This is a genomic window from Mesorhizobium sp. CA8 (assembly GCF_020164955.1).
Taxonomy (GTDB): Bacteria; Pseudomonadota; Alphaproteobacteria; order Rhizobiales; family Rhizobiaceae; genus Mesorhizobium.
The window spans coordinates 234,438-246,935 of the sequence record NZ_JAIUHG010000004.1 but is presented as its reverse complement, the minus strand read 5'-3'; the positions used below and the strand labels follow the sequence as shown (position 1 = coordinate 246,935).

General features: G+C 64.5%; 10 protein-coding genes and 3 pseudogenes. 9 read left to right on the top strand and 4 right to left on the bottom strand.

The window, feature by feature from the left end; all coding sequences use genetic code 11:
* Nucleotides 1–21: 21 nt before the first annotated feature.
* A complete protein-coding gene (gene xylA, locus LB553_RS06995) occupies nt 22–1,347 on the bottom strand; it encodes a xylose isomerase (protein ID WP_224511809.1) in 1,326 nt (441 codons plus the stop codon).
* Nucleotides 1,348–1,458: 111 nt separating this feature from the next.
* On the opposite strand from xylA, the gene LB553_RS06990 reads away from it, so the two are divergent.
* Nucleotides 1,459–1,821, top strand: coding sequence for a nuclear transport factor 2 family protein (locus LB553_RS06990; RefSeq protein ID WP_224511808.1), 363 nt, complete (start codon nt 1,459–1,461; stop codon nt 1,819–1,821).
* 197 nt (nt 1,822–2,018) lie between these two features.
* On the opposite strand, the gene xylB is transcribed toward LB553_RS06990, so the two are convergent.
* The 3 genes and pseudogenes from xylB to LB553_RS06975 all read right to left on the bottom strand — a co-directional run bounded on the left by xylB (nt 2,019) and on the right by LB553_RS06975 (nt 5,501).
* On the bottom strand, nt 2,019–3,473 hold the full coding sequence (gene xylB / locus LB553_RS06985) for a xylulokinase (RefSeq protein WP_224511807.1): 1,455 nt from the start codon (nt 3,471–3,473) through the stop codon (nt 2,019–2,021).
* Between the two features lie 81 nt (nt 3,474–3,554).
* Nucleotides 3,555–4,873 (bottom strand): annotated as a pseudogene (locus LB553_RS06980) (tetratricopeptide repeat protein).
* 4 nt (nt 4,874–4,877) lie between these two features.
* Entirely contained in the window at nt 4,878–5,501 is a 624-nt protein-coding gene (locus tag LB553_RS06975; RefSeq protein WP_224511805.1) for a LysE family translocator, read from the bottom strand.
* 331 nt (nt 5,502–5,832) lie between these two features.
* Here LB553_RS06975 and LB553_RS06970 point away from each other — a divergent pair, with 331 nt between their 5' ends.
* From LB553_RS06970 to LB553_RS06935, 8 genes and pseudogenes are all read left to right on the top strand, one after another.
* Nucleotides 5,833–6,501, top strand: a complete 669-nt coding sequence (locus tag LB553_RS06970; RefSeq protein ID WP_224511876.1) for a L,D-transpeptidase — start codon at nt 5,833–5,835, stop codon at nt 6,499–6,501.
* A 112-nt stretch (nt 6,502–6,613) separates the two neighbouring features.
* On the top strand, nt 6,614–7,780 hold the full coding sequence (locus tag LB553_RS06965) for a diphosphate--fructose-6-phosphate 1-phosphotransferase (RefSeq protein ID WP_224511803.1): 1,167 nt from the start codon (nt 6,614–6,616) through the stop codon (nt 7,778–7,780).
* Nucleotides 7,780–8,541, top strand: coding sequence for an MBL fold metallo-hydrolase (locus LB553_RS06960; RefSeq protein ID WP_224511801.1), 762 nt, complete (start codon nt 7,780–7,782; stop codon nt 8,539–8,541). Before LB553_RS06965 ends, LB553_RS06960 begins: the two co-directional genes overlap by 1 nt.
* A gap of 189 nt (nt 8,542–8,730) precedes the next feature.
* Nucleotides 8,731–10,269, top strand: coding sequence for a DegQ family serine endoprotease (locus tag LB553_RS06955; protein WP_224511800.1), 1,539 nt, complete (start codon nt 8,731–8,733; stop codon nt 10,267–10,269).
* Nucleotides 10,270–10,381: 112 nt separating this feature from the next.
* Nucleotides 10,382–10,991, top strand: a pseudogene (locus LB553_RS06950) (molybdopterin-dependent oxidoreductase).
* Nucleotides 10,992–11,015: 24 nt separating this feature from the next.
* Nucleotides 11,016–11,763 (top strand): annotated as a pseudogene (locus LB553_RS06945) (ferredoxin reductase).
* A gap of 78 nt (nt 11,764–11,841) precedes the next feature.
* Nucleotides 11,842–12,075: an AbrB/MazE/SpoVT family DNA-binding domain-containing protein gene (locus LB553_RS06940; RefSeq protein ID WP_224511799.1), complete on the top strand. Its 234-nt coding sequence runs from the start codon at nt 11,842–11,844 to the stop codon at nt 12,073–12,075.
* On the top strand, nt 12,072–12,476 hold the full coding sequence (locus tag LB553_RS06935; protein ID WP_224511798.1) for a type II toxin-antitoxin system VapC family toxin: 405 nt from the start codon (nt 12,072–12,074) through the stop codon (nt 12,474–12,476). The genes LB553_RS06940 and LB553_RS06935 overlap by 4 nt, the downstream gene beginning before the upstream one ends.
* Nucleotides 12,477–12,498 lie beyond the last annotated feature (22 nt).

Sequence of the window (12,498 nt, the reverse complement as noted above, 5' to 3'; positions counted from 1 at the left end):
CGCGGGGCGGCCTGCCGTTCTTTAGACATACCTGTTGACGATGTTCTCCAGCAATTCCTGCCGGCCGGAGCGCGGCTGCGGCTCGATTTTCTCCTTCACCACGCGCTCGGCGATCGCCTCCAGCGTGCGCTCGCCCGAGAGCATCGCCTTGCCCTCGGCGGTGTTCCAGCCGGCATAACGCTCGGCGAGCGGGCCGGACAGCGCCTTGTCCTCGATCATCTTGGCCGCAGCTTTCAGACCGCGCGCGCAGGCATCCATACCACCGATATGGCCGATCAAAAGGTCGTCCGGGTCGAGCGACTGGCGCCTGAGCTTGGCATCGAAATTGGTGCCGCCGGTCTTGAAGCCGCCGCCCTGCAGCACCTGGTAATAGGCCAGAGCCATTTCCGGCACGTTGTTGGGGAACTGGTCGGTGTCCCAGCCCGACTGGTAGTCGTTGCGGTTCATGTCGATCGAACCGAAGATTCCGAGTGCATTCGCCAAAGCCAGCTCGTGCTCGAAGGAATGGCCGGCAAGGATCGCGTGGCCCTGCTCGATGTTGAGCTTTACTTCCTTCTCCAGCCCGAAGCGCTTGAGGAAGCCGTACACCGTGGCGACATCGTAGTCGTACTGGTGCTTGGTCGGCTCCTGCGGCTTCGGCTCGATCAGGATCGTGCCTTTGAAGCCGATCTTGTGCTTGTAATCGACGACGAGGCTGAGGAAGCGGCCGGCCTGTTCCTGCTCGCGGGCAAGGTCGGTGTTGAGCAAGGTCTCATAGCCCTCGCGCCCGCCCCACAGCACATAGTTCTCGCCCTTGAGCTTCTTGGTGACGTCGATGCAACTCTTCACCGTCGCCGCCGCATAAGCAAACACATCCGGATCGGGATTGGTGGCCGCGCCCGACATGAAGCGGCGGTGCGAGAAGAGGTTCGCCGTGCCCCAGAGCAGCTTGACGCCGGTCTGTTTCATCTTGTCGGCGAAATAGTCGGTGATCTCGTCGAGACGCGCGGCGCTCTCCGAAAAATCCTTGCCTTCCGGACGCACGTCCGCGTCGTGGAAGCAGAAATAGGGCGCGCCGAGCAGCGCGAACATTTCGAAGGCGACGTCGGCCTTGAGCTTGGCCAGCTCCATCGTGTCGACGCCGCCCGGCTTGGCAAACCAAGGGCGGTCGAAGGTCTGGCCGCCAAACGGGTCGCCGCCCGGCCATGCGAAGGAGTGCCAATAGGCGACGGCGAAGCGCAAATGGTCTTCCAGCCGCTTGCCGGCCACCACCTCGTCGGGATTGTAGAACCGGTAGGCAAGTGGATTGGTCGAATCCGGCCCCTCATATTTGATCTTCTTGATGTCGCCGAAAAATCCGCTGCTCATGGTTTCCTTCCTCTCCGGGTGCTTTGCCTGATTACCTCAGGCGTAATTGGTTTCGCTCTTGCGGGGCGCGAAAAGCGTCATGTCGAAACGCTCCAACGAAGGAACATGACAATGACCGACCTCAACACGATCGCCCGTAACTACATCGCCGCTTGGAACGAGAGCGATGTGGCCCGCCGCAAGGCGCTGCTCGACGCGGCCTTCACCAAGGATGTCAGCTATCGCGACCCGGTCATGCAGGGCGACGGCCATGACGGCATGGCGGCACTGATCGACGGCGTCCAGCAGCGCTTCGCCGGCTTCCGATTCTCGCTGAAGGGCGAGCCGGACGGTTTCGCCGACCGCATTCGCTTCTCGTGGAATCTGGGACCTGAGGGCAGCGAGTCCGTCATCGAAGGCACCGACATCGGCGTCATCGAAGATGGTCGCCTGAAGAGCGTCACCGGGTTTTTGGACAAGGTGCCGGCGCAGTGAGGCTAATTTCGGAGCAGCGGTCCGAGGCACCCCCCTCTGCCCTGCCGGGCATCTCCCCCGCAAGGGGGGAGATTGGCAGCTTCGGCGCTGCCGCGCTTTTATCAACGCTGGCGATTGGCGAAGGTCCGCGTGACAGTCAATCTCCCCCCTTGCGGGGGAGATGGCCGGCAGGCCAGAGGGGGGTGTCTCGCGCATACTCACGCAGTAACAGCCCTTATCGCCGGATAGAGCGCACGATAGCGCTGATAGGCATCAGCATAAGCACCATCAAGCCCGACATCCGGCTCGATCGTCGCATCCGTCGCCGGCGCGGTGCAGACGGCAAGCGGATCGGCGCCGGTCGCGGCGATCAACCCCAACCGCGCCGCGCCAAAGGCGGCGCCGAAATCGCCATCGGCCGGGATGTCGACCGGCAGCTGCAGCGCGGTGGCGATCGCCTTCAGCCAATAACGCGAGCGCGAGCCGCCGCCAATCGCGGTCACCCGGCTCAGCGTCGTGCCGGCTGTCTTCAGCGCTTCGAGGCTGTCGCGGAAGGCGAAGGCGACGCCCTCGAGCACGGCCTGCGTCAGCACGGCCCGGCTCGATTGATGCGCGAGGCCTGTGAAGGAGCCGCGGATGGCGGAATCATTGTGCGGCGTGCGCTCGCCCGAGAGATAGGGCAGGAAGGTCACGCCCGTCGGCGCCTTCAGCGTATCGCCGAGTTCGCCGGTCAGGTCGCCGGCGCCTTTGCCGGTGATCTCCGACAGCCAGTTGAGCGAATCGGTGGCCGACAGGATGACGCCCATCTGATGCCAAGTGTTTGGCAGTGCATGGCAGAATGTGTGCACCGCGCTTTCGGGATTGGGCAAATAGGAGGCGTTCGCTGCAAACAGCACGCCCGACGTGCCGAGCGAGACGAAGGCATGGCCGGCGCCGACCGTACCCATGCCGCAGGCCGAGGCCGCATTGTCGCCGGCGCCGCCGGCAATTGGAATTCCCGCCGCGATGCCCCATTTCGACGCTAGCTCGCCGCGCAAGGCGCCGGCCTTGGCCGTGCCTTCGACCAGCGACGGCATATGCTTCTCATCGAGCGATGTCGCCGCCAGCAATTCGGGCGCCCAGCGACGCTTGCCGACATCGAGCCACGAGGTGCCGGCCGAATCCGACATTTCGGAGATGTGCTCGCCGGTCAGCCAGAGCCGCAGGTAATCCTTGGGCAGCAGCACCTTGGCGACGGCGGCGAAGGTCCCGGCTTCGTGTTCTTTCACCCAGGCAAGCTTCGGCGCGGTGAAACCGGGAAAGACGATGTTGCCGGTGAGCTTGCGGAAGCGCGGATCGGCATCGAGCGCCGCCGCCTCGACATGGCTGCGCGTGTCGTTCCACAGGATGCAGGGGCGCAGCACCTTGTCCGAGGCATCGAGCAGGGTGGCGCCATGCATCTGGCCGGAAAGGCCGATGCCTTTGACCGCGGCAAGCTCCTTCGGGTGCGAAGCCTTGAGCTCGGCAATCGCCGTCTCGCAGGCTTCGATCCAATGCGCCGGATCCTGCTCCGACCAGCCGGGATGCGGCCGCGAGACGTCGAGCGAGCCATGGCCGGAGCCGATGACCTTCTGGCCGTCGTCGATCAGCAGCGCCTTGACGCCCGAAGTGCCCAGGTCGAGGCCGAGATACATGATTTCCTCCCATTGCCATTAATTTTTTCGGATCTCGAAAAAATATGGCTCGGCAGTTTTTAAGACAAGATCCCCTTGGGGTCAATTCTCGGACAAATCGAATGCGCGACGCAAGAACAGCGCCGACAGCGGGCTGTTCGGCCGGGCGAGCCGCCGTTCGGCCGTCAGCGCCCGCGCCAGCGCCGTATCGCCTGCGCGCAACGCGGCCTCGATCAGCGTCAGGTCGATCACGTCGCGCTGCGCATGGCTGCCGCCGAAACGGTGCGCGATCGAGCGGATCGGCTGGATCAGCCGCACGGCCTCGCCGTAGCTGCCTTCGCCAAAGGCCTTGATCGCAAGCGTCAGCGGATGGCCGACATCGCGCGTGAAAGCGGCATTGTCGTCGCTGCCGAGCATCGCTTCGCGCTGCGTCTCGATCAGCGTTTTCGCCGGCGCTTCCAGCCCTGCGCCGACAAAGGCCATCATCGCATGCGCGTCGTTGAAGGCATAATTGCCGGCGGCGGCTTTCGGCATCCAGTTGGCGGCGAGCGTCGCCCAACGGTCGCCGACATCGACGCCGCCGAGAACGAGGCGCCACAGGATGGCCGAGGCATCGACCATGTTGAGCGCCAATGTCGAGCGGTCGCCATAGATCGGGCCGTCATAGAGCTTGAGCACCTCGTTCGTCTCGCCGAGATCGTATTGGAACAGCGCCAGATGCCACCAATTGTGGATCTTGAGGAAACTGTCCGTCGACCACGTGTCGGGATTGGCCCGCATCCAGGCGATGCCGTCTCGTTGCCGGCTCTGCATTTCCATGACATGCGCGACCGCATGCTGCGCCCAGCCGTCGCGCGGCTCGATCTCGATGGCTTCTCGGCCCAGGGATTCGGCACGGGCATAGTCGCCCATTTCCTCCAGCCCGAAGGCCTGCATGCCGAGAATGGCGTGGTAGCCCGGCATATCTTTCTGCCAGGCCGGGAGCGCCCGGCCGATGCGGTCGCGCAGCATGCGCGCATTGCCGGTGAAGAAATCGATCTGATGCCCCACCTGCAGCGCCAGCGCATCGCGCGGATTGTCGATCGCGATGTCCTCCAGGATACGGGTGGCTTCATGCCATCGCCCTTCGGCGAGGTTGCCAAGCGCCGCGACATGCGCCGCTTCGCGCGCGGTGGCGGCAAGGGGCAACGCCGCCTGATGGCTCGATCGGGCGACCGCGATCGCATCCCGCTCGGTGGCGAGGCCGAACAGATACCCTTGAACACATGCGCCATGACAAACGTGGGGTCATCGGCAATGGCGCGGTCGATGGAGCCGACCGGGTCGCCGATGAAGCATTGCAATTCATGCACGGCGCGGACGTAGGACGAAAACCCGGCTTCGGTCGTGCCGGAATAGGTAAGACCGAATGCGTCCTTCATAGCGTCAGTTGGCCGACCGCATCGCCACCGTGGCGATGCCGGCGCCGACCAGCAGCGTGCCGCCGGTGCGGTTGAAGATGCGGATCGCCTTCGGGTTGCGCACGATCGCCCGGGCCCTGGACGCGACCAGCGCGTAGCCGAAGGCGTTGAGGAAGGCCAGGGTCAGGAAGGTCGTCTCGAAGATCAGCATCTGCGTCCAGAAATCGGCATGCCGGTCGAGGAACTGCGGCAGGAAGGCGACGAAGAAGGTGATGCTCTTCGGGTTCAGCGCCGTCACCAGCCAGGCATGCGCCATCATCCTTGCCGCCGAAACCGCGTCGGTGCGCGGTTCCGCCTTCAGCGCGCCGCCGGCGCGGAACAGTTTAATGCCGAGATAGACGAGATAGCCGGCGCCGATCACCTTGAGCACCGTGAACACCGTGGCCGAAGCCGCGAGCAGCGCGCCGATGCCCAGCATCGACAGCGTCATGGCGGTGAAGTCACCCAGCGCCACGCCGACCGCCATCGGCAGCGCGGTGCGCCAGCCCTGGCCCAGCGCGTAAGAGACGACCAGGAGGATCGTCGGGCCTGGAATGACAAGAAGGATGGAAGAGGCGGCGGCGAAGGCGGCCCAGTTTTCGAAGGACATTTCCCTGCTCCTTGAGCGCAAAGAAAAGGATAAATCCTGGGGTCCTCGGGAATGTAAAGGGGCCGCTGGAAAAATCTTCGGAGCCAAGGCCTCGGGCCCATCGACCGCCGCAACGACGCGTTAGGGTTAAGCCGGCTTCCGGTCTTTCACCCTTTTTCAACCATGACTGACGAAAATGCCTGCCATCCGGCCGGACCGTGCTTCCCGTCGGCAGCGTAGGGTTTGGTGCATGCGCGAGTTGCCGCAAAGTCTGACGCCGCCTCCCAGCGGCGCCGCAATCGATACCGAAATTCAGCTTTCCCGCCGCGCCGTGCTTTCCGGCGCGGGCGCCATGGCGCTGCTCGGCCTGGCCGGCTGCAGCACCACCGACACGCTCGACCTGCCGCAGATGCAGCTCGACAACACCGTCACCGGTTCCGTTCCGCCCATGCGCCCGGCGATCAGTGTCGACAGGAATGTCACCGGCCCCGATGTCATGTACGCCTCGCTCACCGATGGCGGCTTCCAGGTGCCGGCCGTGCCGTGGCAGAAGGTCAAGCCGCAGTTCCGCCGGCAGATCGTCGTGGACAAGACCGGCGAGGCGCCCGGCACCATCGTCGTCCACCTTGAGGAGCGCATGCTCTATCTCGTCCAGCCGGGGGGCGACGCCATCCGCTACGGCGTCGGCATCGGCAAGGACGGCTTCCGCTGGTCGGGCCGCGCCAACATCCAGTATGGCCGCGAATGGCCGGTCTGGACGCCGCCGCCGGAGATGGTCCAGCGCAAGCCGGAACTGGTGAAATGGCAGGGCGGCCAGCCCGGCGGCCTCACCAATCCACTCGGGGCGCGGGCGCTCTATATCTACCAGAACGGCAAGGACACCGGCTACCGCATCCACGGCTCGCCCGAATGGTGGAGCATCGGCCAGGCGATGTCGTCGGGCTGCGTGCGCCTGATCAACCAGGATATCATCGACCTCTACAGCCGCGTTTCCAAGAAGAACCCGGTCGTCGTGGTCTGATCTTTCCAGGCGACCTGTCCGGCTGCTTTTTCGAGATCCCGTTTCTTCCGTTGCGCGATGCCGCAAGACAGGCCAAGGTACCTGAAAACCTTCGCTTCGGGAGAAATCGAGCATGGCTGGAACCTTCGTCATCGCGCAGGGCGGCGGCCCGACCGCCGTCATCAACCAGACGGTCGTCGGCGCCACGCTGGAAGTCCGCAAGCGCCATCCCGGCGCCAAGGTGCTGGGCTCGCTCCATGGCGTGCGCGGCATCCGCGACGGCAATTATGTCGATCTCTCCGCCATCCCCGAGGACCGGCTGCGGCTGATCGCCGGCACGCCGAGCGCCGCCCTCGGCTCGACCCGCGACAAGCCGGACGCCGCCTATTGCGAGGTTATCCTAAACGGCCTGAAGAAAGCCGGCGCCGACGCCTTCATCTATATCGGCGGCAACGACACCTCAGGCACGCAGCAGATCCTGACCGATGCCGCCGGCGGCTCGATCGCCTTCGTCCATGCGCCGAAGACCATCGACAACGACCTCGAGGAGAACGACCACACGCCGGGCTTCATCTCGGCGGCCGAATTCGTCGCCGGCGCCTTCCTCTCGGTCGACCTCGATTTCCGCGCCCTGCCCGGCATCTATGTCGGCATCGTCATGGGCCGGCATGCCGGCTTCCTGACCGCTGCCGCGGCCGCCTGGCAACTCGATCCCGACAGCGGCCCGCATCTGGTCTATGTGCCGGAGCGCGCCTTCTCGGCGAAGCGCTTCATCGAGGAAGTGCGCGAAAAGCTGGACCGCCATAAGCGCTGCATCGTCGCTGTCTCGGAGGGCGTCAGCACCGCCGACGGCAAGGCGCTGGTCGAAAGCCTGGTGCCGCCGGACAAGCTGGAGCGCGACCAGCACGGCAATGTCAAATTGTCGGGCAGCGACCTGCCGGCGGCGCTCGAACGGGCCTTGGCCGAAGGCCTGCCCGGCAAACGCGCGCGGGTCGACGCGCTGGGCTACATGCCGCGCGGTTATGTCGGCGCGATCAGCGCCGTGGACGCCAAGGAAGCCTTCGACGCCGGCGCTTTCGCGGTTGCTGTCGCAGGCGAAGGCGGCGGCTCGGTCGCGCTGCAATATGACGGGTCGAAGACGGTGTTGAAGAAGGTGCCGCTGAAGGCGGTGGCCGGCAAGACCCGCCATATGCCCGACGATTTCATGAAGCCGGACACCAACCAGCTTTCGGACGCCGGCATGGCCTATCTGAAGCGGCTGGTGCCGGAAAAATACAAGGTCGGGAAGCCGTTCGTCTGATGGGCGGCGGCTCGATCCCCGAGCTTGCGGTTGGCGACTGGTTCGGCAAGGCGAAAGTCGATGCCGGCACGACGATGCTGACCGAGCCTTTCGTGCATGATTTCGTGCGCGCCAATATGTGGCATTTGAAGGGCCGTGACGCCGATCTGCTGGTCGATACCGGCATGGGTATCCGCCCGCTGGCGCCTGAGATCGACACGCCGCCCGGCAAGCCGCTGATCGTTGTCGCCACCCACATCCATCTCGACCATGTCGGCTCGCTGCACGAATTCCCGCTGCGTATGGGCCCGAAGATGAGCGCGGCGCAGTTCGACGGCATGAACGATGCCGTTACCTACGCCCACATGTTCCACAATCTCGACGGTGCGGTCTCGAAGCTGCCGGCGCCGGACTGGAAGGCGGCCGACTACCGCATTCCTTCCGCGCCGCTGACCCGCACGCTCGATGAGGGCGATGTCATCGATCTCGGCGACAGGAAATTCCGCGTGCTGCATCTTCCGGGACATTCGCCGGATTCCATCGCGCTGTTCGACGAGGCCGATGGCCTGTTCTTTGCCGGCGACGCCATCTATGACGGCGTGCTGATCGACGACCTGCCGGATTCGGACCGCGCCGCCTATCGCCGCACCATGCAGCGCCTGCTCGACCTGCCGGTACGCATCGGCCATGGCGGCCATGGCCCGAGTTTTACCGGCCAGCGGATGCGTGAGATCGCCTCCGCTTATCTGCGCCGGAGAGAGCGGTTCGTAAGCGCTCTCTGAATTAAATCTTCGTAAGGTCATCCAAAGGTCCTGATTCAGGCCATTCCGCACCCTAAATCTTGGTTGTCGATCCGGCCGGCTGCCGTGCAAGGCGAGGCAGGCAATCCCGGTCGCCGACACGCCAACGGATGCGTGCTTCGAGAGCCATCCGGGGCGCCGGATCAACCTCTCGCCCGGACAGAAACGACCATGTCACCCATGAACATTCTTCGCAGACATCGCGTCGCGGCCCTGTTGGGCGCTGCGCTGATCATTTCTCCCGTTATTGGTTCCTTTGCCGAGAGCACGAACAGCGCCGGATTGAGCAACGCCGTCGCCACCACCCAGACTCCCGCCGCCGGCGTCACCGCGCCTAACGGCTCCTTCGCTCCCATCGTTGCCACCACAAAGCCGGCGGTCGTAACCATCACGACAATGATGAGGGGCCGGGCGGATGCCATGAGCGAGGGTTCGCCTTTCGATGGCAACTCGCCTTTCGACGAATATTTCCGGCAATTCTTTGGCGACCAGGGCATGCCGATGCCCAAGACGCCGCCTCAGCGGGCACCACGTAGCGAGGCGCTCGGCTCCGGCTTCATCATCAGCGCGGATGGCACAATCGTCACCAACAACCACGTCATCGACGGCGCCACCTCGATCAAGGTGACGCTCGACGACGGCACCGAGCTTCCGGCAAAGCTTGTCGGCCACGACGCCAAGCATGACCTGGCTGTGCTCAAAATCAAGGCAGACAAGCCGCTGCCGACCGTCAAGTGGGGCGATTCCAGCAAGCTGATGACCGGCGACCAGGTGCTGGCGATCGGCAACCCGTTCGGCATCGGCACCACGGTGACCGCCGGCATCGTCTCGGCGCGCGGCCGCGATCTCCATAGCGGGCCGTTCGACGATTTCATCCAGATCGACGCACCGATCAATCACGGCAATTCGGGCGGTCCGCTGGTCGACATCCACGGCAATGTGATCGGCATCAACACCGCCATCTACTCGCCCAATGGCGGCAGCGTCGGCGTCGGCTTCGCCATCCCGTCGGACCAGGCCCAAAAAGTTGTCGCCAAGCTGATGAAGGGCGGCGACATCGAATACGGCTATCTCGGTGTGCAGATCCAGCCGGTCACGCCGGATGTTGCCGGCGCGATCGGCCTCGACCACCCTGCCGGAGCCTTGGTCTCGTCGGTCACGCCGGGCTCGCCTGCGGCCAAGGCGGGCATTGAAGTCGGGGATGTGATCACCGGCTTTGGCGGCCAGGAGATCAAGGATCCCAAGGACCTGTCGCGCGCCGTCGCAGATGTCCCGCCCGGTAATAAGGAAACGGTCAATGTCTGGCGTAAGGGCAAGGTAGTTCAGGTCTCCGCGGAAGTCGGCCGCAACACCGACGAGGTGCAGACCGCGTCGAATGGCGAAGGCGGCAAGCCGTCGGCGGGCCAGGGCGTTCCGTCGCTCGGCCTCGGCCTGACCGACATCACTCCCGAGATCCGGCAGGAGCTCAACCTTGCCGACAACCAGCACGGCGCCGTGATTGAGCGTGTCAATCCGGACAAGGCGGCTTCGGCAGCGGGCCTCCAGCCGGGGGACGTGATCGTCGGCGTCGACCAGACGCCCGTAAAGAACGCCAGACAGGCGAACCAGGCTATCGCCGAGGCAGCCAAGTCGGGCAAGAAATCGGTGCTGCTGCTTGTCGATCGCGGCGACCAGCAGATATTCGTCGCAGTGCCTTTCGCGGCCGGCTGACCACGTCGTGGCGACCTGCCGGTGCAAGGCGGGTCGCCAAGATTCTTGTTGCCCGTAGAGGTATATTCGAGAACACTCCCCGCATCCTTCCACCGGTGCAAGAGGCGTCTCGATGGTCACGCGCGGCTTTTTTTCCGGACGGCGTCCTCCTTCCGACGCCGACGCGCGCATCCCGCCGGGTCAGTACCTGGAACAGGGTTTCCCGGTTCTCTCGGCCGGGCCGACGCCGCGCGTGCGCACCGAGGATTGGTCCTTCACCTTGAAGCAGGGGCCGCGACCGCTCAAGAAATGGAACTGGGCCGAGTTCAACGCCCTGCCGCAAAGCAAGATGACGCGCGACATTCATTGCGTCACGGCCTGGACCAAGTTCAACACGCCCTGGCAAGGCGTGATGATCGACGACATCCTCGCCGATGCCGGCATCGAGCCGCCGACGGCCTACGCTGGCGCTGTCCTTCGACGGCTATTCCACCAATGTGCCGACCAAGGACCTCGTCACCGGCAAGGCGATGGTGGCGCTGCTCTATGAGGGCAAGCCGATCACGCCGGACCATGGCGGGCCGGCGCGGCTTCTGGTGCCGCATCTCTATTTCTGGAAATCGGCCAAATGGGTGAACGGGCTGCAGTTCACCGACCGCTACGAACCGGGCTTTTGGGAACTGCGCGGCTATCACATGTATGGCGACCCCTGGCGCGAGCAGCGCTATTCCAGTGACCCGTGAGGGCGAATTCGTGAGCAGCAATCGATGAGTGCCGAGCCGTTGCCGCAATCGCCCTGGCAGGCAGCCACGATCACCCGCATCGAAAAGCGCACGCCACGCGTCACCAGCTTCTGGTTCCAGCCGTCGCGGCCTTTCGCCCATCTGGCCGGACAGCATGTCGACGTCAGGCTGACGGCGCCGGACGGCTATCAGGCGCGCCGATCCTATTCCATAGCTTCGGCGCCCGAACCAGGTGGCGGCGTCGAGCTCGCGATCGAGCGGCTCGACGACGGCGAGGTCTCGCCCTTCTTCCACGATGTCGCTGCCGTCGGGCGACGAGATCGAGCTGCGCGGACCGCTGGGTGGCCATTTCATCTGGGAGGAGAGCGACGGCGGGCCGATCCTTCTGGTCGGCGGCGGCTCGGGCGTCGTGCCGCTGATGGCAATGGTGCGCCATCGTATGCTGCGCAACGCGGCGGTACCCGTTGTGCTGGTGTTCTCGGCGCGGGTCTGGGACGAGGTGATTTTCCGCGACGAGCTGATCGGTCTCGACGATCGCCGCGACGGTTTCGATCTGGTGCTGACGCTGACCCGCGAACCGGCGAGGCGGCCGTCCGACTATTCCCGGCGCGTCGACGCCCGCATGATGGTGCAGGCCGTCGAGCGCCTGCCGAAAGCCCCAAAGCTCGCCTATGTCTGCGGCTCGAATGCGTTCGTCTCGGCCGCCGCCGATGCCCTGATCGGCGCCGGCGTTCCGGCGGGGATTATCCGCACCGAGCGCTACGGGATTTGAATTGCCGGTGCGAGCCGTTGAAATTCGATCCACAAGGTAATACCTTACTTGTATCTGGTATTACCGAGAGGGGCGAAGATGGCCACCACCGTTACAGCAAAAGGGCAAGTGACCATACCCAAACCGGTCCGCGACCTGCTGGGGATCGTTCCGGGAAGTAGGGTTGATTTCAGGCGCGCCGCCGATGGAAGCGTCGTGCTGGCTCGCGTCGACAGAAAGCAGCCGGCGAGCCGCTTTGCCAAATTGCGCGGCCATGCCGGCGAGGGGCTCACGACCGAGGCTATCATGGCGCTTACGCGTGGCGAAGCGTGACGCTCGTGGACACCAACGTTCTGCTCGACGTCGTTACGGACGATCCAAACTGGGCCGATTGGTCGGTTGCTCAGCTTGAGGCGGCGAGCCTCAGTGGACCATTGTTGATCAACGATGCGGTCTACGCCGAGCTCGCCGTTCGCTACGCCCGCATCGAAGATCTTGAGGCGTTTCTTGATGCGGGCGGTCTTGAGATGGCTGCCATGCCAAGAGCGGCTCTTTTTCTTGCCGGAAAGGTATTCACACAGTATCGCAGCTCAGGAGGACAAAAGACTGGCGTGTTGCCGGACTTCTTCATCGGGGCCCATGCTGCGGTCGGCCGCCTCCCACTTCTGACACGCGATGTCGGCCGATACCGGACCTATTTCCCCTCCTTGAAGCTGATCACTCCAGACTCCTGAGCAGCGCTGGGCCGCCCTCGCC